We start from the raw sequence: 23753 nt of genomic DNA on the forward strand, positions 1-23753 counted from the left end.
TAATTATTTTTTTTTCAATCCTAATTCTTCTCCTTTTTTTAACATAAGAAAATAAGCAGAATGAAATTCATTGGATATTCTTCCTTCTAAAATAGATTCCTTAATAAAATTTTTGATAATTCCTATTTTTTTACATGGATCAATATGAAAAGCATTCATGATATCGTTTCCTGATATAGGAGATTTCCAGTTTTGAATACGATCTCTCTCTTCCAGTTTTTTAATCCTTTCCATGAGAAGAAAGAAATTATTTGTATATCGATTTTTTTTTTCTATATTTTTCGTAGTGATATCCGCTATACATAGTTTGATTAAATCTTCGATGTCTTCACCAATATCAAATAAAAATCTACGGATGGCGGAATCACTAGTGTTATCTCCTATTAACGCAATAGGTTTATAACTATGTTGTATCATTTTTTTTACATATCTCATAGGTTCTCCTTTTGGCAATTTCAAACGTTGAAATATTTTTGGAACCATTTTAGATCCTACTAATTCATGTGCATGAAAAGACCAACCTATTTTTGGTAAAAATTTTTTAGTATAGGCTTTCCCTATATCATGAAGTAGAGCTACCCATCTTAACCAAATAGAATTGGTTTCTTCTTGACTAATGTTATCTACTACTTGCAAAGTATGATAAAAATTATCTTTATGTTTATATCCGTTTTTTTCTTCTATTCCTTGCAATAAAGTTAATTCCGGTAATATCATTGATAATAATCCAGATTCATACAATAAAAATAATCCTATAGAAGGCTTTTTAGATAAAATAATCTTATTGAATTCTTCTGTAATTCTTTCCATAGAAATAATATTTATTCTGTTTCTATTTCTTTGAATAGATTGAAATGAAGATTTTTCAATAAAAAATTGAAGTTGAGTAGCAAATCGGATAGCTCGCATCATTCGCAATGGATCGTCAGAATAAGTAACATCTGAATTTAATGGAGTTCTTAATATTTTTTTTTCTAAATCTGATAAACCTCCAAATGGATCGATTAATTCTCCGTAATTTTTCTCGTTCAAACTAATGGCTAAAGCATTAATTGTAAAATCTCTTCTATTTTGATCATCTTGCAATGACCCGATCTCTACGATCGGTTTTCTACTGGATAAATGATATGACTCCTTTCTAGATCCCACGAATTCTATTTTTTGATTGTTATATTCTAACATAGCAGTTCCAAAACGCTTAAATATATTTATTCTAGGAGAGGGATTAATGTGTTTAGAAACTTCTTTGGCTAATCTAATCCCTTCTCCTATAGTTAGAATATCTAAATCTTTGTATACTCTTTTCCCAAGTAAAAAATCCCTAACATAACCTCCGACTACATAACAATCTTGTTGTATTCTTTTAGCAGAAAGACTAATAATATGAAATATATCTCTATGAATAGCAGAAAATAACTTCATGGAAATTTACATGCGTAATATTTTCACTTTATTTGAAACAATTTTTAGTATAGAAGAACTACTATAACTAGATATTTCTTTTCTACGTAAGTTCACCGCATAATCTATATTATTTAAAATAGAAGGACTGATTTCATCAAATGATTTAGGAGTAGGAAATCCTGATAAATTAGCAGAAGTAGATATAATGGGTCTATCTAGATTTTGAATTAAACGAGAACAAAAAGGATCCATGGTTAAACGGATGGCTAAAGTATTATCTTTAGTATTTAATTTAGAAACTATTTTTCTAGGATTTTCGTATACGATAGTGATAGGTTTTTTTCTATGATTTTCCTGAAGTATTTTTTTGACGAAAAAAGGAATTTCCTCTACTAATTCGCATAAACGATCCATGCTTTCTACTAAAAGAATCATAGTTTTAGAAAAACTTCTATTCTTTATTTTATATATTTTTTCTATAGCTTTTATATTAAAAGCATCACAACCTAATCCCCATACAGTATCTGTAGGATATAATAAACTTTTTCCTTTTTTTAATATTTTTACACTTTTTTCTATTTCTTCGTAAAAAGACATGAAAATTAAAAAAAATTACAAAACAATATTATGAGTTCTCAAGGCTTCATTTAAAGAGGTTTTTTTATTGGTACTATCTTTTCTTTTTCCTATAATAAGAGCACATGGAACATGATATATTCCTGAAGGAAATTTTTTTGGAAAAGACCCAGGAATAACTACAGAATATTTAGGAATGAAACCTTTCCTCTCAACAGGTTTATCATTTGTGACATCAAATATTTTAGTAGAAGCGGTTAAAACTACATTAGCTCCTAACACAGCTTCTCTCTCTATAATAACTCCTTCGACTAAAATACATCTAGATCCAATAAAAACATCGTCTTCAATAATCACTGGAGAAGCTTGTATAGGTTCTAAAACTCCTCCTATTCCAACTCCACCACTTATATGCACTCTACTTCCAATTTGAGCACAACTCCCTACTGTAGCCCATGTATCCACCATCGTTTTTTCTCCTATATAAGCTCCTATATTCACGTAAGATGGCATAAGAACCACTCCATGAGAAATATAAGATCCATAACGTGCTACAGCAGTGGGTACTACACGAATCCCTTTCTCTTTAAATTTATTCTTAATCGGAATTTTGTCATAAAATTCTAATGGACCTAATTCGACCACATTCATCTCCATAATGGAAAAATACATAATTATCGCCTGTTTTATCCATTCATTTACCCTCCATTTTCCATTTACAAACTCTGAAACTCTTATGGTTCCTTTTTCTAAAAGATCCATAACATGAATCACACGACGACTACTGTCTGTAGACAATTCTTTTCTATTTTTCCAAGCTGTTTCTATATCTAATTTAAGCTGATCTATTTTCATGAAATCCTAAAAACCTTTAAAAAACAAAATTAGTAAAAATAAAATAAGATAACAAGTATATATTTGTTATATTTTTACAAAAATGACAAGAATATTGGGAATAGATTACGGAAAAGTAATAACAGGTTTATCTATAACAGATCCTTTACAAAAATTTGCATTTGGACTAAATGCCATTCCGACTAAAAATTTAATGAATTTTTTAGCTATTTTTATAGCTAACGAACCTATAAAAAAAATTGTTATAGGATTACCCAAAACATTAAACAACAAAAATGCTTTAATAGAAAAATCTATTCAGAACTTTATTTCTGAATTTCATAAAAAAAATCCTAAAATTAGAATAGATCGAATAGATGAACGTTTTACATCTAAAATGGCCTTTTATACTATGATAGAATTAGGTTTGAAAAGAAAAAAAAGAAGACAAAAAGGAATTATAAACAAAATTAGTGCAACAATTATTTTACAATCTTATCTTACAAAAAGAGAAAAAAAAATTAATCTATGATATTACCTATAGTCGTTTATGGAAATCCTATTCTCAGAAAAAAATGCATAGACATAGACATTAACTCTTGTAGAAAAAAAATACAGGAATTAGTCAAAGATATGTTTGAAACTATACACAAAGTGAAAGGAATTGGATTGGCTGCTCCTCAAATTGGGAAAAATATACGACTTTTTATAGTTGAGACTCCCTATTTATTAGAAAATGGAAAGGATATCAATAATTATAAAGAAGTTTTCATTAACGCTAGAATATTAAAAATTCATGGAGAAGAATATGAATTTAATGAAGGTTGTCTTAGTATTCCTGGTATCATGGGACATGTCAAAAGAAAATCTCACGTATTAATAGAATACTATGATCATAACTGGAAAAAAAAGAAAAAAACTCTAAAAGGAATATGTGCTCGAGTGATTCAACATGAGTATGATCATATGGAAGGGAAACTTTTTATAGATTATTTATCTTCTAGAAAGAAAAAACTCATAGAAAAAGAATTAAAGACCCTATTGGATAGAAACAAAAACCCTAAAATGTGATATATTCTACTATTTTTTTAAAAGTATTCGGATCATTCATAGAAAAATCGGAGAGAACTTTTCTGTTAAGTTTAATGTTTTTATCAGATAATTTTTTCATAAATACAGAATAAGACATTCCATATATACGAGCTCCAGCGTTTATACGTTGAATCCAAAGAGATCTAAAATATGTTTTCTTTTTTTTTCTTCCTGAAAAAGCATAGCTAAAAGATTTCTCTACGGCGTTTTTAGCCACGGTATAAACCTTGCTTCTTGCTCCATAAAATCCTTTTGCATATTTAAGTATTTTTTTACGTTTTCGTCTAGAGTAAACCGCATTTGTAGATCTCGGCATAACTTTTATAAGTTAAAATTGTTTTTTTATATTCTTTTTATCTGAACCTTTCAATAAAGAAAATTTAGAAAGATGACGTTTTCTTTTTTTCGATTTTTTAGTCAAAAGATGATTTTTAAATGCCTGTTTTTTTTTTATATGGCCATTAGCTGTTTTTTTAAATCTTTTTTTTGATCCTGATTTTGTTTTCAATTTAGGCATATAAAATATTATTAAAACTTCTTTGGAGCTAAGATCATATACATTCTTTTTCCTTCCATAACAGGCATTTGTTCCACTCTTCCATATTCTTCAATTTCTTCTGCAAATTTTAACAATTTTATTTTTCCTTGATCTTTATATACTATTGAACGACCTTTAAAAAAAACAAAAACTTTCACTTTATCCCCACGCATTAAAAATTTTTCCGCACTCTTTATTTTCACTTTTCCATCATGATCTCCTATTTGTGGACCAAATCGAATTTCTTTAGTATTTACTTTAATTTGTTTTGCTTTAAATTGTTTCTTTTTTTTCTTCTGCTCATATAAAAATTTTTTATAATCCAGTATTTTACATACTGGAGGATCCACTTTAGGATTAATTTCTACCAAATCTAATTCCTTATCTATAGCAAATTGAAGAGCATCCTGGATAGAATAAATCCCGTTTTCTACTATATTACCAACTAAGCGTACTTGATCAGAATCAATATGGGTATTAATGCGATGTCCCTCTTTTTTTTGTGGTAATGGACGATATATCCTCTTTTTTTTATGCCCTCTAGAAAATTTCTTTTTTATGATAATTTTATAAATTTAATTAGTTTCTTTAAAAATAGCATCTATTCCATTATAAATAGTAAATATTCCTATATGACCTAATCCATGACGTCGTAATGAAATCATTTTATTTTTTTCTTCTTTCTCCCCCAAAATAATCATATAAGGAATTTTGTTTTCTTCAGAATCCCTGATTCTCTTATCAATTTTCTCGTTTCTGTCATCAATAAACACACGAATATTATGATTTAACATCAAATTTAAAATTTTTTTTGCATAAATTATATATTTATCACTTATAGGAAGAATAACGGCTTGATTAGGAACCAACCACAATGGAAGATTTCCTTTTGTGTGTTCTATAAGAATGGCAATCAGACGTTCCAAAGAACCCAAAGGAGCACGATGAATCATAACTGGACGATGTCTTTCATTATTTTTTCCCTTATAATATAAATCAAATCTTTCAGGTAAATTATAATCTACTTGAATAGTCCCTAGTTGCCAATTTCTTCCCAAAGAATCTCTGATAAGAAAATCTAATTTAGGACCATAAAAAGCGGCTTCTCCATAATGAACGGATGCATCTATTTTTTTATCTTTAACAGCTTGTAGAATAGCATTTTCAGCCATTTCCCAATTTTTGTCTGATCCAATATAGTTATGGATTTTTTTGGGATCTCTCAATGAAACTCTAATCGTATATTCCAAAAAACCTAAACGACGAAATACGTAAAAAACTAAATTTATGACTTTTTTAAACTCTTCCAATAGCTGATCATACGTACAAAAAATATGAGCGTCATCTTGTGTAAAACATCTTACTCTTGTAAGACCATGAAGTTCTCCACTTTGTTCATACCTATAAACGGTTCCAAATTCTGCAAAACGTTTAGGAAGATCTCTATATGACCATTCTTGAGAACGATAAACTTCACAGTGATGAGGACAATTCATTGGTTTTAATAGAAATTCTTCTTCTGAATGAGGAGTTTTAATCGGTTTAAAACTATCTTTTCCATATTTATCCCAATGTCCACTTCTCACATATAATTTCTTATGTCCAATATGTGGAGTCATAATCATCTCATATCCTGATTTTTTCTGAATATCCGTTAAAAATTCTTCCAAATTTCTTCTGAAAATTGTTCCTCTAGGTAACCATAATGGCAATCCCGTTCCAACTCTATCAGAAAAAACAAAAAACTTTAGTTTTTTCCCTATTTTTCTGTGATCTAGATCAGGAACTGAATATTTATTCATTATACAAATCAAATAAGTAAACTACAACTTTAACAAAAAAAAAGTTACGAGTTTTTTTCATTTTATTGATAAATATAATGCAGCTGCTATTACACTACCAATAATAGGTCCTAATACAGGAACAAAAGCGTAATCCCAGTTGCTATTTGCTTTTCCACCAGATATAGGAATTATAGAATATATAATTCTTGGACCTAAATCACGAGCAGGATTAATAGCATAACCCGTCGTACCTCCTAAAGATAATCCAATTCCTAATATAATTAGAGCTGATGGAAAAGCTCCTAAATATCCTAATCCTGCAAGGGAATATTTTTTTTTATGAAAAAAAATGGATTCTTCTGCAAGATATAAAGTCACAAACATAAAAATAAAAGTCGCTAATATTTCACTCAATAAATTATAATATAAATTTCTTATAGAAGGACTTGTAGTGAATACAGATAATTTATCTTGTTCATTTTTAGTTTCTGAAAAATGATCTTTATATAAAATCCAGACTAATAAAGATCCCAACATTGCCCCTATCAATTGAGATGCAATATAAACAGGAACAAGATTCCATTTCAATTTTCCAATTATAGCAAAACCTATCGTGACAGAAGGGTTTAGATGTCCACCACTATAAGGTGCGGAAACTAATATTCCCATAAAAACAGCTAATGCCCATCCCATAGTAATAGTAACCCATCCACCATCTCCATGTCCTTTTGTTTTAGACAATAGAACATTAGCCACTACTCCATTTCCTAAAAAAACCAAGATCATGGTTCCTATAATCTCTGCAGATATTTTTGTCATTTTATTTTTATATTAAAGAACAACTTTATTTACTAGACCAAGAACGTGTTGTTTTGATTGCTTTTTTCCAACCTTGAATTCGTTCCCAACGACTTGACATCCCTTTTGGTTCAAAAACATGTTCTAATTGCCATTTATCTTGAATATCTTCCAAACTCGTCCAGTAATTAACAGCTAATCCAGCTAAATAAGCGGCACCCGCTGCTGTAAGTTCAGATATTTTGGATTTAACTACTTTTACATTCAAAATATCAGATTGAAATTGCATTAATAATTTATTAACCGTTGCTCCTCCATCTACACGAAGTTCTTTTATAGAAATCCCAGAATCTGCTTCCATAGCTTTAAGCACATCCATATTTTGAAAAGCAATACTTTCCAAAGCCGCACGTACAAAATGAGCAGAAGAAGTTCCCCTAGTAATTCCAACAATAGTCCCTCTAGCTTTTTGATCCCAATAAGGAGCCCCCAAACCAGAAAAAGCCGGAACCATATACATCCCTTCCGTATTATCTACTGAAGATGCTAATTTTTCCGCTTCACTTGAAGATAACAGTAAACCTAACCCATCTCTAAGCCATTGCACAACTGCTCCAGCAATAAATACACTTCCTTCTAAAGCATATTGAACCTTATCTTTAATTTTCCAAGCAATGGTAGTTATTAAATTATTTCGAGAGAAAACAGGATTTTCTCCAACATTCATTAACATAAAACAACCTGTTCCATAAGTATTTTTGACCATTCCAATTTTAGTGCACATTTGACCAAATAGAGCGGCCTGTTGATCTCCAGCAATTCCAGATATTGGAATTTGATGGGATAAAATATGACCCGTTGTATAACCAAAAATTTCACTAGAAGACTTTACTTCTGGAAGCATTGTTTTTGGAATGTCAAATAATTTGATTAAATCTTGATCCCAACTAAGAGTATGAATATTAAAAAGCATGGTTCTAGATGCATTAGTGACATCCGTTACATGAATTTCCTTACCGGTTAAATTCCATATTAACCATGAATCTATAGTTCCGAAAGCTAATTTTCCAGAATTTGCTTTTTTCCTAGCTCCTGGAACATTTTCTAATATCCATTTAATTTTAGTAGCAGAAAAATAAGGATCTATAATAAGACCGGTTTTTTTGCGAATCATTTCAGTCAAACCTTCACATTTCATCTGATCACAATAACTAGATGTACGTCTGTCTTGCCATACGATCGCATTAGAAATAGGTTCTCCCGTTTTTCTATCCCATACAACGGTTGTTTCTCTTTGGTTAGTAATTCCTATAGCAACAATGTTACTACCTTCTAAATTTGCTTTTAAAATTGCCTCTAAAGCTACTGAAGCTTGTGTAGACCATATTTCTTCTGCATTATGTTCTACCCATCCAGGATAAGGATAAATTTGTGTAAATTCTCTTTGAGCTACGGATATAATATTTCCAACCCAATCAAAAACAATAGCTCTAGAACTAGTAGTTCCTTGATCTAATGATAGCACATATTTTTTCATAAGCATATAATGATGGTATTAAACTTCTCTCTGACTTAAAATATTAAACTACTGGATAATAATATTGCATAGCTAACTCTTTGAAAGCAGCTACCTGTGATTTTTCCCATGTTTTATCTCGAGAAAGTTCTTGAGCCATTAATGCTGCTACTCGTGGTGCTATATCTATCGCTTTTTTAGCATTTAAAAATAATAAACGAAACCTTCTTGCTAAAACATCTTCAATCGTTCTAGCCATTTCATAACGGACCATCCATCTCACTTCTGCTTCAGTACAATAATAAGAAGGACACTTAGATATTAAGGACTCTCCCCATAGAGGATTTTCCTCAATTAATTTTTGAATATGAGATTCATCTTCACCATATTTTTTCCAATGAAAATTATGATTCTTGCATGAAGAGATGGATCCATAAATTTTCATATTTTTTGTGATAGAAGGAACTTTATTTAATTTCCCTATCTCAATAGCTTTATTGACAGTTTCTTCTGCCATTTTTCTATATGTCGTCCATTTTCCACCTATGATAGTTACTAGTCCAGAAGGACTAATCATAAGTTTATGAGATCTAGATATATCTTTAGTCTGAGTGGTAGAAGAAGAAGAAAAATGACGGGGAACAAAAAGAGGACGCAAACCTGAAAAAGCACTTAGAATATCCTTTCTTTTCGGTGTATATACAAAATATTGCTTAAAAGTATGTAAAATAAAATCTATTTCTTCTTCTAAAGGTTTAGGTTCAAGATCACTTTTATCCAAAAAAGTATCTGTAGTTCCTATTAAAACATGATCATACCATGGTACACTAAAAAGAATTCGACCATCCGTCGTTTTTGGAATAACTATCGCATTGGAACTGCTAAAAAATGACTTATTTAAAACAATATGCGTCCCTTGACTAGGTTTTATTAAAATGGGCCATGTAGATTCATCCATTTTAGAAATAGAATCTGAAAAAACCCCTGTGGCATTAATAACTGTTTTTGAATAAATAGAATACTTTTTTTTGGTTTCAAGATCATAAGCTATCACTCCAGATATTTTTCCTATTTCTTTAATAAGATTTTTTACTTGAAAATAATTTAATACTACTCCTCCTTGCTGAACACAAGTTTGGGCTATATTAATAGCCAAACGAGCATCATCAAACTGTCCATCATAATATAAAATACCTCCTTTCAAACTATTGGGTCGAATTTCAGGAAACATTTTCAGTGTTTCATTTCTAGATAAAAATTGAGATTTTCCAAAACTCAGAGAACCAGCTAACCATTCATAAAATTTCAAACCAGCCCAATATAAAAGCCCCATTCGCCAACTAAAAATAGGAATAACAAATCGTTGTTTTTTTACCAAATGAGGAGCATTTTTCAACAAATGTCCTCTTTCCTGTAAAGCTTCATAAACTAATTTTATATCTCCTTGAGCCAAATATCGTATTCCTCCGTGAACTAATTTAGTACTACGACTAGAAGTTCCCTTAGAAAAATCAGACTGTTCCAAAAGAAGAGTTTTATATCCTCTAGAAGCTGAATCCAAAGCGATTCCCAATCCTGTTGCCCCACCCCCAATAACAACAACATCCCAAATATTTATATTTTCTAAAATACCTAAAAATCTTTCTCTATTTAAAAAACCTTTCATCATGATTTACTCATTCATGTACATATAAATTCATCCAGAACAGGATACTCCCATTGGGATCTTAAAAAAACATTCATATCAAACGAACAAAATTAAAAATATTTTCAATAAAAGAAAATTTTTATTAAAATTAATCCAATATAAATAACCTATATCCTATTTTCTTTATTAATCATTTTCGATAAAAAATTTTTTATTATTTGTGATCCAGAATTAGCATTAATAGTTTTCATCATTTTACTTATATTATAAAATTTTTTTAAAAAAAGGTCAATCTCCCTTAAGGAAACTCCAGAACCTTTTGAAATTCTTTTTTTTCTTCTCACATCATCAAGCATTTTTGGATGATTTCTCTCATATGGAGTCATAGATAGAATTATAGATTCTATCTCTTTGAAAGAATCTTTTTTTTCGTTCTTATGCTCAAAAAATCTATCCATGCCAGGAATCATGGACATAAGATTTTTCATACTTCCTATTTTTTTCACTTGTTGAAGTTGCTCCAAAAGATCATCAAAATTAAAACGATTTTTTGAAATCTTCTTATAAATATTTTTAGTTTCTTCCTCGTTAAATTGTTCTTGAACTTTTTCTACTAAAGAAACGATATCCCCCATTCCTAAAATACGATTAGCTATTCTTTCTGGGTAAAAAATTTCTATATCTTCTATTTTTTCTCCATTACTAATAAATTTTATAGGTTTTCCAATGACACTAGACATAGTAATAGCTACTCCTCCTCTACTATCCCCATCTAATTTAGTCATTACTATCCCATCAAAATTCAGAGTATGAGAAAAAATTTGAGCCGTATTTATAGCGTCTTGTCCGGTCATGGAGTCTACAACGAATAAAGTTTCATCAGGATTATAATCCTGATAAATTTTTTGAATTTCATTCATCATCTTTTTATCAATAGCTAATCGACCTGCAGTATCAATAATAACGACATTATATTTTTTTTCAGAAGCGTAAATAAGAGATTTTTCAATAATCTCTATTACATTCTTATTTCCTTTTAAAAAGAAAACAGGAAGATGAACTTTATCTGCAATAATTTTTAGTTGATCTATGGCTGCAGGACGATAAATATCTGCAGCTACTAATAAAGGATTTTTATTTTTTTTTCTACACAAAAAATAAGCAAGCTTAGAAGAAAAAGAAGTCTTTCCACTTCCTTGTAAACCACAAATCAAAATAATGGAAGGGTTATTAGAAATATTTATTTCTCTATTTTTTTCTCCCATAAGGGAAACTAACTCATCATATACAAGTTTTATAATTAGTTGTCTTGGATTTAAAGAAGTTAGTACTTTTTTACCTATAGATTTTTCTTTAACTCTTTGAACAAAGGTTTTAGCAATTTTGTAATTAACATCAGCATCAATAAGAGCTCTACGAATTTCTTTCATAGTCTCTGCAATATTTGTTTCAGTTATTCTACTATTTCCCTTCAAAATATGAAAAGCTTTATTCAATTTTTTTTGTAAATGTTCAAACATAAACGTTTATTTTTTTTTACATACGATCAAGCATTTTGATGCCTAATAAATTCATTCCAGATTTTAAAATATTCCCTGTCACATGAATAATATTCATACAAATATTACTATGAATGACATCTAAAGGGTTTATTATTCTTGTATTTTGATACAAATGGTTAAATATCTTAGCTACTTCATATATATAATTAGCTACTAAAGAAGGATTCAAATCTATTGCAGATTTTTTTAATATTAATGGATATTTTTGAATAATTTTAATCATATTTTTTTCATGTATATCCAATTCTGCATTAGACCAATCCTTATGAGTCAAGGAACACAAATAAGTAAATTTTCGTTCAATAGAACGAATTCTCGAATAAGTATATTGGATATATGTAGCTGTCTTCCCCTTAAGATCTATAGATTTATCAGGATCAAAAATGATCCTTTTTTTAGGATCTACTTGCAAAAAATGGTATTTTATAGCTCCTACTCCTATTATTTCTGCATATTTTTCCTGTTCTTCTTTAGGAAAATCTTTTAAAAAATTTTTTTTTACAATAGAAGACATTTCTAATATCAAACTATCAGCATCTATAATATTTCCTTTTCTGGATTTCATTCTACCACTTGGTAAATCTACCATTCCATAAGAAAGATGAGTTAATTTTTTTACCCATATGCATCCTAAACGTTTCAGGATAGTAAAAAGTACTTTAAAATGATAATCTTGTTCTTTTCCTACAATATAAATGAGTTGATCAATATCATACTTTCTAAAACGTTCTACAGCAGTTCCTATGTCTTGGGTTATGTATACAGAAGTTTCATCTGATCGTAATAAAAGTTTTTGATCAAAACCTTCTTTAGTTAAATCAACCCAAATAGACCCATCTTTTTTTTGAAAAAAAATTCCTTTTTTCAAACCATTTTTTATGATATTTTTTCCAATTTCATAAACATCACTTTCATATTCTACTTGGTCAAAAGTTATTCCTAATTTTTTATAAGTTTCTTTGAACCCATCATAAACCCATTTATTCATTATATTCCAAATATTTCTAGTTTCATCATCTCCTGATTCCCATTTTTTTAATAAATTTCTAGCCTTTTTTATAATTGAAATATGATCCTGATTATTTTTAGAAAATTTTTGAACTTCTTCACAATAAATTTTCTCAAATAAATTATAATATTTTCCCACGAAATGGTCTCCTTTCATACCTATCCTATCAGGGGTATCTCCTTTTCCCAATTCTTTCCAAGCTATCATAGACTTACATATATGTATTCCTCTATCATTAATTATCTGTATTTTAGTTGTTTTATATCCAACCATCTTCAATATTTCGGATAAAGAATCACCAATAAGACTATTTCTTATATGACCTAAATGAAGAGGTTTATTTGCATTGGGAGAAGAATATTCAATCATGATATTTTTATCAGACAATTTTAAATCATCAAAATTTTTATTTAACATCTTTATAAGAAGATAAAGATAATAACTGTCCTTAAAAATAAAATTTAAAAAACCTCCAACAATAGAAAAACTAATCATACCTTTTAATTGATCCCTTACGTAATTTCCAATATCTTTTCCAATTTCTTCTACAGGTTTTTTTAATATTTTAGACAAATAAAATAAAATAAAAGTAACATCTCCTGGATGTTCTTTTTTAGTATATTGAAAATCTAATCTAGGACAATGGTCCAATCTGTATAAAATAGAGATGGATTTTTTGATTGATTCCTCTATGGATGGAAAATCATCATTCATAGATTACAGAAATATTTTTAATTTTAAACGCCATCCAAAAGGATCTTCCGATAAGTTATGCTGAATGTTTAATAGTTTTTTTTTCAAAAAAATAGATATTCTTTCTTCATCTGGTATATCTGGTAAATAAAAATTTTCTCCTTGATAACTAATAGTTTGAAAATAATTAACCACTACAGCTGTTCCACAACCAAAAGCTTCTTTTAATACTCCTTTTTTTAATCCATCTATTATTTCTGAAACACTTAAATCTCTTTCTTGTATATCTAGTCCTTCTTTCTTAGCTAAAGAAAGAAGACTTTGACAAGTGATTCCACTTAATATATTTTCATTAGCTCGTGGAGTAATGAGTTTATTTTTCAACCAAAAAAAAACATTCATCGTTCCCGATTCTTCAATCCATGTGTGAGTGGAGGAATCAGTCCATAATATTTGATCGAAGCCTTCTTCTCTTGCTAATCTAGTAGGATAAAAAGAAGAAGCATAGTTCCCAGCAGCTTTAGTAAATCCAACTCCTCCTGATGCAGAACGACTATATTTTTCTTCTATTTTTATTTTTAATGGATATTCATAATAAGCATCTGCAGGGGTAGATATAATCATAAATAAATAATCCTTAGATGGTTTAGCCGATAAAACTCCATCCATTGCAATTAAGAAAGGACGAATATATAAAGATTGTCCATAATGTTTTGGTACCCAATCTCGATCTATATCTATTAATTTTTTTAATCCATTCATAAATATGGATTCTGGAATAGAGGGCATTTCTAAACGTTTAGCAGATCTATTTATTCTTTTAAAATTTTCTTCTGGACGAAATAAAAAAACTTCTTCATTTTTATCTTTATAAGCTTTCATTCCTTCGAAAACTGCCTGTCCATAGTGAAATACAAGAGATTTTGGAGAAATGTTTATATTTCCAAATGGTTTAATGATTGAATTTTTCCATTCTCCATTTATAAACTCTGAACAAAACATGTGATCTGAACAATGATTTCCAAAAGAAATATTGTTAAAATCTATCTCATCTATCCTAGAATGTAAGGTTTTTTCTATTTTCATAACGGCAAAAAAGACTTTATCTTTTCAAAGATAATTAATAATAAAAATAATTTTCTAACTATCATGCATGATTTTTAATACTTTTTCTACAATATTTTCAACAGATGGTTTTGAAAAATAATCTCCATCAGATCCATAAGGAGGACGATGTTCTTGAGCCGTAATTGTAATAGGAGGACTATCTAAATAATAGTATCCGTTTTGTTCTTCTAATATTTTTTGAAGTATATAAGCAGATGCACCTCCTGGGACATCTTCGTCTATAATTAATAATCTATTTGTTTTTCTTAAGCTTTTTCCAATATCCTTTTGAAGATCAAAAGGCAATAGCGATTGAATATCTATTATTTCAGGATAAATATTGATTTTAGATAATTCATCTGCAGCCTCATGAACAATTCTCCATGTAGAACCATAAGTAACAATCGTAATATCTTTTCCTATTCTAGTCACTTCTACTATTCCAATAGGAGTTCTAAAATAACCTAAGTTTTCTGGAAGTTTTTCCTTTATTCTATAACCATTGAGACATTCAATGACTAAAGCTGGATCATCTCCAGCTAAAAGGGTATTATAAAAGCCCGCAGCTTTTACCATATTTCTTGGAACAAGTACTAAAATTCCTCTTAAATAATTGATTATTCCTCCCATAGGAGAACCAGAATGCCATATTCCTTCTAAACGATGTCCTCTTGTTCGAATAATAACGGGAGATTTTTGCCCACCTTTTGTTCTGTATTGTAAACAAGCAAGGTCATCACTCATAATTTGTAAAGCATACAGAATATAATCTAAATATTGAATTTCAACTATAGGACGAAGTCCACGCAAAGCAAGACCAATCCCCTGTCCAAGAATAGTAGATTCACGTATTCCCGTATCAAAAACTCGTGATTCTCCATATTTTTTTTGAAGACCTTCTAGTCCTTGATTTACGTCTCCAATTTTCCCGACATCTTCTCCAAAGATTAAAAGATCAGGGTATAATTCTAATAACTTATCAAAGTTATCTCTTAAAACGATTCTTCCATCTACTTCACAAGCATTTTTCTTGTCATATACCGGAAAAATTTCGGTAATTTTTACGGAAGATTTTTCAGAAATGCTATATAAATGTGAAGAATAATTCTCTTGTTCTTTATGGTATTTTTTTTTCAACCATTTTATCAGACATTCTTTCTGATAAGACTCTTCTTTCGAAAGAAGATACAAAGATCTTCGTACAAGACGAAAGATTGATTTTTTCGTATGTAACTGTTTAATCGTAAGCAATTCTTTGACATATTTTTTTATCCATTTTTTACGTGGAAAAGTATATTCCAATTTTTGCAAAATACTAACAGCTTCATTCTTTATTTTTTCAATAGGCTTTTGAAACGCTTCCCAAGCTTTTTTTTGTTCTTGAAGAACATATTCTTTGGCTTCTATATCTATTTTATCCAGATCATCTACATCCGCAATCTTTTGAACAATGTCCGTATTTGTTTGAAACTGAAAATTCAAAATCCAATCCCTAAATTTTTTGATTCCATCGTTTTTTATTTCCCATTCTAAACGCTCTTTAGATTTATATCGTTCATGTGATGAAGAGGTCGAATGTCCTTGTGGTTGAGTGAGATCCGTAACATGTATTACAACTGGAATATGCTCATGACGAGCTATTTTATCTGCTTGTACATATGTTTTTGTAAGATCCATGTAATTAGATCCATTTACACGAATAATTTCTATTCCATTTTCTTTTTGAGTTCTCTGAAATCCGGATAAAAGATCGCTAATATTTCGTTTTGAAAATTGATACTTATTAGGAACGGATATTCCATATTCATCATCCCAAATAGAAAGGATAATAGGTATTTGTAATACGGAAGCGGCATTCACCGTTTCCCAAAACAAACCTTCAGAAATGCTTGCATTTCCAATGGTTCCAAAAGCTACTTCATTTCCATTATGAGAAAACATTTTATGTGTTTTTTTCAAATTTCTTAAATTTTTGTAAATTTTCGAAGCTTGAGCAAGACCTAATAGTCTTGGCATTTGTGCAGCTGTCGAAGACATATCTGCACTAGAGTTTTTCTGGTTAATGAGGTTTTTCCAACTTCCATCTTTGTTCAGAAGACGTGTTCCAAAATGAGAAGTCATCATCCTACCAGAAGAAACAGGTTCTGCTTCTAAATTAGAATGTGCATATAATTGAGAAAAAAAACTTTTTACATTTAAAACTCCAATAGCCATCATAAAAGTTTGATCTCTATAATATCCGGATCTAAAGTCTCCATTTTTAAAAACTTTAGCCATAGCTAGTTGAGGGATTTCTTTTCCATCTCCAAATATTCCGAATTTCGCTCTTCCATTTAATACTTCTTTACGACCTAAAAGACTGGTTTCACGACTGATTCTTGCTAATTTATAATCATTCAAAATCATTTTTCGAAACAAATCGAAAGAGGTTTTTCCTTCATATCCCCCTATACTAGATTTTATACTATTTTTATTCATGATCATTAATACTAATTTTTTTTGTATGAAAATACAGTTTTCATATTTTCTTACAAAAAAGAAAAAATGAAGTTTATTTTTGATATATTGCTTAAAAAAAAAATAAACAATGATCTCTCACATGATGGGGAAAATCACATTGGCTGTTATCAAACCGGATTCTGTTGAAAAAGGATATATAGGGCCTATTATGTCTCATATAGTCAATGCAGGGTTTTATATTCGGGCGCTGAAAATGACGGATATTTCTAAAAAATCTGCCAAGAAATTTTATGCAGAACATAAAGAAAGTCCATTTTTCGATTCTTTAGTGAATTTTATGTCTTCTGGACCAATAGTTTGTATTATTCTCGAAAAAGAAAATGCAGTAGAAAATTTTAGAACTTTAATAGGAAATACAAATCCTATTCATGCAGCCGCAGGAACGATACGAAAATTATATGCAAGTTCTTTAGAAAAAAATGCGATTCATGGATCAGATAGTAATCAAAATGCTTTTAGAGAATGTCTCTTTTATTTCTCTCATCGAGAAATTTTCTGGTAATTCAACTTAATTACAAAAATTTGTATTTTGGTAATATAGAATTAGGAAGATAAAATGAAAAAAAGTTTTTTAATTACGATTTATACTATTTTAATCTTAATATTTATAATCAGTTTATGGATAACTGGAACATATAATCAACTAGTCAAATTAAATGAGAATATCAAAACACAATGGAGTCAAGTGGAAAACGTTTATCAAAGACGAGCAGACTTGATTCCAAACTTAGTAAAAACGGTAAAAGGATCCGCTTCTTTTGAAAAGAACACTCTGAATCAGCTAATAGAAGCAAGAGCAAAAGCCACTTCCATGAATATAAATCCAAATAATTTAAATCAAGATCAAATAAGCAAGTTTCAAAGAGTACAAGAAGGATTACAAAGTTCTCTTAGCAGATTATTATTAATTGTAGAAAATTATCCTCATCTAAAATCCACACAAAATTTTTCCGAATTACAAAATCAACTAGAAGGAACAGAAAATCGTATTAATGTGGAAAGAAACCGTTTTAATGATCAAGTAAATCATTTTAATACTTATAGAAATAAATTTCCAAAAATTATCATCGCGAATTTTTTTCCTCAATTTAGAGAAAAAGGATATTTCCAATCTCAAATCGGATCAGAAAAAGCTCCTATTGTAAATTTTCAGGATTAGCAAACAAAAGATTTTAGATGAAAAAAATCCTAAAAGGAATTATTAAATTCTTACTCATTTTACTACTAATTTTCACAAATTCAGTACAAGGACAATTGAATATCCCTGAAAATCCAAAAAAAATATATCCCGTTAACGACTATGCAGGAGTATTATCACACATTCAAATACAAGAATTAAATGAAAGACTCATTCAATATTCAAAAAAAACATCCACAGAAATTTTAATTTCTATTGTTCGAGATCTTTATGGAGAAGATCCAAATTTTTTAGCTTCTAAATGGGGAAATAAATGGCATATTGGAAAAAAATATAAAAACAATGGAATTATCATCTTATTATCTATAAACGATAAAAAAATATCCATTCAAAATGGATACGGAATAGAGCCATACTTGACCGATTTTACCACTCGACGCATCATCCAAAAAATAAAACCTCTTTTAAAGAAAAATCTATACTATAAAGCTATAGATATAAGTATTAAAGAGATATTTAGAATCATGAAAAATGAATATATAAACAAGGAAAACAAAAAAAATCATTTTTCCAAATGGAATTTTGTTTTTTCTATTAGTGTTTTTTTGATGATGTTTTTTTTCATATGCTTATGTAAAAAAAGAATAGATCCTTCATTATTAAATACATTATTTTTAACGAATATTCTACTATTCAAAAAAAAATATTCCGATAATGAAGATAGTTTTGATGGATTCGGAGAAGGTGGAAATTTTGGAGGTGGTGGATCATGCGACAACTGGTAATCTAATCTGTATTTTTTTTTGTTAAAAATTCTTCAAGATAAGCTATACTTTTCAAAGTATCACTTTCTTTCTTTTTTTCTTTTAAAAGGATTTCTTTTGGAACAGACCTCACATATTTATTGTTGGATAAATTATTCCGGATCATAGATAATAAATTATAAAAATATTGAATTTTTTTTTGAATCTGAATAAGATCCATTTTCTTATAAGAAGACTTGATAGATAAAAAGTATTTATCCGTTCCTAAAAAAAAGGAAAAAAATTGTTCTTTTTTAGGTTTTTTTAACACATGAATTATTTGAGATAAATTTGCTAATTTTAATATTATAGAATGGTATTCTTTCTCTGCTCCTTCTTTCACATAAAATAAAACTAAGCTTTTTTTATAAGGAATATTTATTTTATTTCTTATAGAACGTATTTGAGATATAATTTGAACAGCCCTATCAAAAGAAACTAAAACATTCTGATTATAGGATTTTTTTTTAGGCCAAGAAGAAATAATTAACGCTTCCTCTCTTGTTCTTTTTTTAAGAAGATTCCAAATTTCTTCTGAAAGAAAAGGCATATATGGATGTAATAATTTTAACACATTCTCAAACCACTTAATTGTATTTGAATAAACGGATTTCGATATACATTTTCCAGAAACAGGCTTAATAATTTCAAGAAACAAAGAACAAAAATCATTCCAAATTAACTTGTATAAAATCATCAATGATTCATCAAATTTATATTGATGAAAATATTTTTCAAAAATTTCCAAAACATGATAAAAACGATTTTCAAACCATATAATAGCCTTTTTAGATGCTTCAGGAAAATTTTGATTTTTTTCTTCTATATCCCAACTTTGTATCAAACGAAAAGCATTCCATATCTTATTAGAAAAATTTCTTCCTTGTAAACAGATATTTTCCTCAAAATGAAAATCTTTTCCTGCACTAGCTCTGAGCATAATTCCCATACGAACGGCATCTGCTCCATATTTTTCAATTAAATCTACAGGATTTGGAGAATTATTTAGAGATTTAGATATTTTCTGATTTTTATCATCTCTTACTATTCCAGTAAAATAAACCTTCTTAAAGGGTTTTTTTTTTCGGAAAAAAAAACCAGCCATAATCATACGTGCAACCCAAAAAAACAAGATATCTGAACCTGTGACCAAATCTTCAGTCGGATAATAATAAGATATTTCTTGATTATGAGGATGAAGAATTCCATCAAACACAGACATAGGTAAGATCCAAGAAGAAAACCATGTATCTAGAACATCTGGTTCTTGTTTAATTTGATCATAGTTTAAATGAGGATCATGACTCTTCATTTTCGCTTTTATTAACGCTTGTTCCAAGTTTTCTGCTACTACAAAATCATTTTTTGAATTTCCATAATAATAAACGGGAATACGATGTCCCCACCACAATTGTCTAGATATATTCCAATCACGAATTTTATCCATCCATTGAAAATAAATTTTTTTAAATCTACTTGGATAAAATTGTATATCTCCATTTTTAACCGCTTCTATAGCAGGAACAGACATTTTTTTCATCTTTAAAAACCATTGAAGAGACAATTTTTGTTCTACTACGGTTTTTGTTCTTTCTGATAATCCAATTTTGTGATTAAAGTTATCTACCTTAGCTATAAACCCTAAACTAGATAATTCTTTTATTATATTTTTTCTCACTTCAAAACGATCCATTCCTTGATAATGAAGACCTTTTTCATTGATAGTCGCATTTTCATTAAAAATGTCAATTATGTCTAAATGATATGTATCAGCAATCGCTTTATCGTTTATGTCATGAGCTGGAGTGATTTTTAAACATCCTGATCCAAAATATGGATCTACATATGAATCTTGAATAATAGGAATCAATCGGTTTATTATTGGTATTCTAGCGTATTTTCCCTTTAAATGAAAATAACGATTATCATCTGGATGGAAACAAATCGCTGTGTCCCCAAACATTGTTTCAGGACGAGTCGTAGCAATAGTCACAAAATATTTTTCCCCTTCTATTGGATATTTTATATAAAAAAGTTTTCCTTTTTGTTCTCGATAGAATACTTCTTCATCAGAAATAGTAGTTTTCGCTTCTGGATCCCAATTGACTACACGATACCCCCTGTATATATATCCTTTATCATATAAATCTATAAAAACTTTTGTAACAGATTTGGACAAATTATTGTCCATAGTAAATTGAACCCGGTTCCAATCACAAGAACAACCCAATTTTTTTAGTTGATTTAAAATAATGTTCTTATGTTTATCAGACCATTCCGAAACATGTGATAAAAATTTATCTCTTCCTATAAGGATTTTAGACAATCCTTTTTCCTTTAATTGATGAACTACTTTTGCTTCTGTAGCAATAGAAGCATGATCCATCCCAGGAATCCAACATGGATTGTATCCTTTCATTCTTGCATATCTAATCAATACGTCCTGTATAGTATTATTCAATATATGTCCTATGTGAAGAACTCCAGTAATATTCGGAGGTGGCATCAAAATTGTATAAGGATCCTTATTTCCTGGTAAAGAAAAAAAGTAATCCCCTTTCATCCAATGATGATAGATTCTTTTTTCTACAGATTTTGGATCATATTTAATTGGAATGTCCATAAATTTAAAAATATATAAAAAAAAATGAAAATTATACTTATTTCTGCTGTTTCTAGCAATGGTTTTATAGGAAAAAATAATCAATTAATGTGGCATTTACCTAATGATTTAAAACGTTTCAAAAATATGACTTTTGGAGAAACCGTTGTTATGGGTCGGAAAACTTTTGAATCCATTGGGAAAATTCTTCCAGGAAGAAGAAACATTATACTAACAAAAAAAAATAAAATAGATTTATTATCCTCGACTAATAATACCGATCATCTCTGTCCTTTAGAGGTTTATTCTTCTTTGAAACAGGTTTATGACTTAACCTATAAGAAAATATTTGTGATAGGAGGAGAGAAAATATATGCTTCCACTATAGAAAAAGCCCATGTCATAGAATTAACTGTCATTCACCAAAAATTTTACGGAGATGCAAAATTTCCAAAAATTCATCTTAGCAAGTGGAAAAAAAAATATGAATCTTTTCATGAAAAAGATAAAAATCATTTATATAATTATAGTTTTATACGATATGAAAGAAAGGGCTAATTATTTATTATTCTCTTCTATCTAGTTCTTTTTTGATCCTAGCTGCCAATTCATAACACTCATTGACCACTGCATGATTTAATAAAGCGTTAAGATCTCTTTCTGTCATTTTCTCTAAATCTTGTTGACTTTTTTCTTTGTTAAAAACAAGTGGAACAGAATTTTCCATTCCTCCTTCTGAAGGTTGCTCATTTTCTTTATTATCGATAGGAAATCCATTTTCGAAATAAATTCCAGCCTTATCAAATATTTCTTTTGTAGTATAAATGGGAGCTTGAAATCGCACAGCTAAAGCTACTGCATCGGATGTTTTGGAATCTATCTTATGTTCTTTATTTTCTCCTTCAAACAATATATAAGAAAAAAATATCCCATTTACTAATTTATATATTACAACTGCTTTTAACTTTATATGAAATACTTTCGCAAAAGTGAGAAATAGATCATGTGTAAAAGATCTGGATGGATCTCTTTTTCCTAAAGCATAAGCAATAGATTGAGCTTGCAAACTCTCTATGATAATAGGAAGTTTTATTCTTCCAGATTCTTCTTCCAATAATAAAACATATATCCCAGATTGTATTTGACTTAAGGATATTCCACGTATAGCTAATCTGATGAGTTGTTCCATAGAATATATATCGATATATTATATCATCAAATATACTAAATTTGGAAGTAAATTTTATGGATTATTCATTTTAAAATAGAAATATATAAAATTCTTTGTAAAAATTGTTGTTATATGTAATAATTTTTTTTATATATTTAAGAATCGTAACTATAACTATGTAACTATTTAAAATTTTTACTTATGAATACTTCTATTAGATTTATAATTCCAACAATTTTTCTATCGTTAGGAGTTTGTCTTATCTCCTGTAATGATGAGATCACTTCTGCTGATGAATCTGGATTAAAAAATAAAAAAACAACGGAAGATTCACCTTCTATTCCTCCTCCAGATCCTTCCTTTGCTAGCTCTAATCCAACAAGCCCTCCACCATCTACTCCTATACATCCTTTCCCTTCCATTCCTACTGACCCTACTAATGGTGGTGGAAATACACCACCTTCTTCAATTCCTGTTAATATTGATCCCGAAGATTTATCTAAAAGAATAAAAGAGATAGGTGAAAAAATAGAAAAATTAGAAAAAGAGAGTGAATTTCATCATAATGAATTTTATCATATGGTTGGGGTACAAAAAGTAATATTGAATGAAGTGAAAAGAAAAAAAACGGTGATGAAATCTAAACCTTATGGTTCAGAAGAACAATTAAAAGCTCAAAAAGAATTTGAAGAGCAAAAAAAATTAGGGAAAGAAAAATTAAAAATACTTAAAGAAAAAAATGTGTTTTTGAGTCAACTAACTAAATCGATAACAGAAGCTAAAAATGAACAACTCGCTCTTCAGAAAATGCAAGAAGATTTACAAAAAAGAAATAAAAATAAAACAACCAACAACAACGAGAATACAGATCAAACAACAACACAGGACAAAAAGAACTGATTGATTGATTATTCTCAAAAAAAAAACGGAAAAGGCAGATATTAGATTATACTTCCTT

23 protein-coding genes are annotated in these 23753 nt (G+C 29.0%); 7 read left to right on the top strand and 16 right to left on the bottom strand.

Going from position 1 to position 23753, the window contains the following annotated elements; all coding sequences use genetic code 11:
• Nucleotides 1-3: 3 nt before the first annotated feature.
• The 3 genes from H0H60_RS00870 to H0H60_RS00880 are packed head-to-tail and all read right to left on the bottom strand — an operon-like array spanning nt 4 to nt 2835.
• Nucleotides 4-1422 (bottom strand): CCA tRNA nucleotidyltransferase, encoded by a 1419-nt coding sequence (locus H0H60_RS00870; protein ID WP_185862838.1) that lies wholly within the window; start codon nt 1420-1422, stop codon nt 4-6.
• 6 nt (nt 1423-1428) lie between these two features.
• A complete protein-coding gene (locus tag H0H60_RS00875; RefSeq protein WP_185862839.1) occupies nt 1429-2001 on the bottom strand; it encodes an L-threonylcarbamoyladenylate synthase in 573 nt (190 codons plus the stop codon).
• Nucleotides 2002-2016: 15 nt separating this feature from the next.
• On the bottom strand, nt 2017-2835 hold the full coding sequence (locus H0H60_RS00880; RefSeq protein ID WP_185862840.1) for a 2,3,4,5-tetrahydropyridine-2,6-dicarboxylate N-succinyltransferase: 819 nt from the start codon (nt 2833-2835) through the stop codon (nt 2017-2019).
• Nucleotides 2836-2917: 82 nt separating this feature from the next.
• Here H0H60_RS00880 and ruvX point away from each other — a divergent pair, with 82 nt between their 5' ends.
• Both ruvX and def read left to right on the top strand, forming a co-directional pair.
• Nucleotides 2918-3346, top strand: coding sequence for a Holliday junction resolvase RuvX (ruvX, locus tag H0H60_RS00885; RefSeq protein WP_185862841.1), 429 nt, complete (start codon nt 2918-2920; stop codon nt 3344-3346).
• Nucleotides 3343-3885 (top strand): peptide deformylase, encoded by a 543-nt coding sequence (gene def, locus H0H60_RS00890; protein ID WP_185862842.1) that lies wholly within the window; start codon nt 3343-3345, stop codon nt 3883-3885. The genes ruvX and def overlap by 4 nt, the downstream gene beginning before the upstream one ends.
• Here the strand turns inward: def and rplT are convergent.
• From rplT to H0H60_RS00945, 11 genes are all read right to left on the bottom strand, one after another.
• A complete protein-coding gene (rplT, locus tag H0H60_RS00895) occupies nt 3875-4222 on the bottom strand; it encodes a 50S ribosomal protein L20 (RefSeq protein WP_185849955.1) in 348 nt (115 codons plus the stop codon). The genes def and rplT overlap by 11 nt on opposite strands.
• A gap of 12 nt (nt 4223-4234) precedes the next feature.
• The gene (gene rpmI / locus H0H60_RS00900; RefSeq protein ID WP_185849956.1) at nt 4235-4423 is read right to left on the bottom strand and encodes a 50S ribosomal protein L35; all 189 of its coding nucleotides are present in this window, start codon (nt 4421-4423) and stop codon (nt 4235-4237) included.
• A gap of 11 nt (nt 4424-4434) precedes the next feature.
• The gene (infC, locus tag H0H60_RS00905; protein ID WP_238784919.1) at nt 4435-4965 is read right to left on the bottom strand and encodes a translation initiation factor IF-3; all 531 of its coding nucleotides are present in this window, start codon (nt 4963-4965) and stop codon (nt 4435-4437) included.
• Nucleotides 4966-5019: 54 nt separating this feature from the next.
• The gene (gene thrS, locus H0H60_RS00910; protein ID WP_185862843.1) at nt 5020-6246 is read right to left on the bottom strand and encodes a threonine--tRNA ligase; all 1227 of its coding nucleotides are present in this window, start codon (nt 6244-6246) and stop codon (nt 5020-5022) included.
• Nucleotides 6247-6303: 57 nt separating this feature from the next.
• A complete protein-coding gene (locus tag H0H60_RS00915) occupies nt 6304-7047 on the bottom strand; it encodes an MIP/aquaporin family protein (protein WP_185862844.1) in 744 nt (247 codons plus the stop codon).
• A gap of 25 nt (nt 7048-7072) precedes the next feature.
• Nucleotides 7073-8569 carry a glycerol kinase GlpK gene (gene glpK / locus H0H60_RS00920; protein ID WP_185862845.1) on the bottom strand — a complete coding sequence of 499 codons (1497 nt, stop codon included), beginning with the start codon at nt 8567-8569 and terminating at the stop codon, nt 7073-7075.
• Between the two features lie 37 nt (nt 8570-8606).
• Complete coding sequence (locus H0H60_RS00925; protein WP_185862846.1) at nt 8607-10211, bottom strand: glycerol-3-phosphate dehydrogenase/oxidase; 1605 nt, start codon at nt 10209-10211, stop codon at nt 8607-8609.
• A gap of 146 nt (nt 10212-10357) precedes the next feature.
• Nucleotides 10358-11710 (bottom strand): signal recognition particle protein, encoded by a 1353-nt coding sequence (gene ffh / locus H0H60_RS00930; RefSeq protein ID WP_185862847.1) that lies wholly within the window; start codon nt 11708-11710, stop codon nt 10358-10360.
• A gap of 16 nt (nt 11711-11726) precedes the next feature.
• Nucleotides 11727-13475 carry an arginine--tRNA ligase gene (gene argS / locus H0H60_RS00935; RefSeq protein ID WP_185862848.1) on the bottom strand — a complete coding sequence of 583 codons (1749 nt, stop codon included), beginning with the start codon at nt 13473-13475 and terminating at the stop codon, nt 11727-11729.
• A 3-nt stretch (nt 13476-13478) separates the two neighbouring features.
• Nucleotides 13479-14540: a branched-chain amino acid aminotransferase gene (locus tag H0H60_RS00940; protein WP_185862849.1), complete on the bottom strand. Its 1062-nt coding sequence runs from the start codon at nt 14538-14540 to the stop codon at nt 13479-13481.
• Nucleotides 14541-14594: 54 nt separating this feature from the next.
• Complete coding sequence (locus tag H0H60_RS00945; RefSeq protein ID WP_185862850.1) at nt 14595-17039, bottom strand: alpha-ketoacid dehydrogenase subunit alpha/beta; 2445 nt, start codon at nt 17037-17039, stop codon at nt 14595-14597.
• 121 nt (nt 17040-17160) lie between these two features.
• Here H0H60_RS00945 and ndk point away from each other — a divergent pair, with 121 nt between their 5' ends.
• Genes ndk through H0H60_RS00960 form a run of 3 tightly spaced genes read left to right on the top strand, consistent with a single transcriptional unit; the run spans nt 17161 to nt 19004 of the window.
• Nucleotides 17161-17583, top strand: coding sequence for a nucleoside-diphosphate kinase (gene ndk / locus H0H60_RS00950; protein ID WP_185862851.1), 423 nt, complete (start codon nt 17161-17163; stop codon nt 17581-17583).
• Nucleotides 17584-17637: 54 nt separating this feature from the next.
• Nucleotides 17638-18240, top strand: a complete 603-nt coding sequence (locus tag H0H60_RS00955) for a LemA family protein (protein ID WP_185849966.1) — start codon at nt 17638-17640, stop codon at nt 18238-18240.
• Nucleotides 18241-18257: 17 nt separating this feature from the next.
• On the top strand, nt 18258-19004 hold the full coding sequence (locus tag H0H60_RS00960) for a TPM domain-containing protein (protein WP_185862852.1): 747 nt from the start codon (nt 18258-18260) through the stop codon (nt 19002-19004).
• Nucleotide 19005: 1 nt separating this feature from the next.
• On the opposite strand, the gene H0H60_RS00965 is transcribed toward H0H60_RS00960, so the two are convergent.
• Nucleotides 19006-21645, bottom strand: a complete 2640-nt coding sequence (locus tag H0H60_RS00965; protein ID WP_185862853.1) for a valine--tRNA ligase — start codon at nt 21643-21645, stop codon at nt 19006-19008.
• A gap of 24 nt (nt 21646-21669) precedes the next feature.
• Between H0H60_RS00965 and H0H60_RS00970 the strand changes: the two genes are divergently transcribed.
• The gene (locus H0H60_RS00970) at nt 21670-22182 is read left to right on the top strand and encodes a dihydrofolate reductase (protein WP_185862854.1); all 513 of its coding nucleotides are present in this window, start codon (nt 21670-21672) and stop codon (nt 22180-22182) included.
• Between the two features lie 7 nt (nt 22183-22189).
• On the opposite strand, the gene H0H60_RS00975 is transcribed toward H0H60_RS00970, so the two are convergent.
• Nucleotides 22190-22813, bottom strand: coding sequence for a bifunctional nuclease family protein (locus tag H0H60_RS00975; RefSeq protein ID WP_185862855.1), 624 nt, complete (start codon nt 22811-22813; stop codon nt 22190-22192).
• A gap of 183 nt (nt 22814-22996) precedes the next feature.
• Here H0H60_RS00975 and H0H60_RS00980 point away from each other — a divergent pair, with 183 nt between their 5' ends.
• Nucleotides 22997-23695, top strand: coding sequence for a hypothetical protein (locus H0H60_RS00980; protein ID WP_185862856.1), 699 nt, complete (start codon nt 22997-22999; stop codon nt 23693-23695).
• The last annotated feature ends 58 nt before the right edge of the window (nt 23696-23753 follow it).

Source organism: Blattabacterium cuenoti, from assembly GCF_014251735.1.
In the GTDB taxonomy this organism is placed as follows: domain Bacteria; phylum Bacteroidota; class Bacteroidia; order Flavobacteriales; family Blattabacteriaceae; genus Blattabacterium; species Blattabacterium cuenoti_C.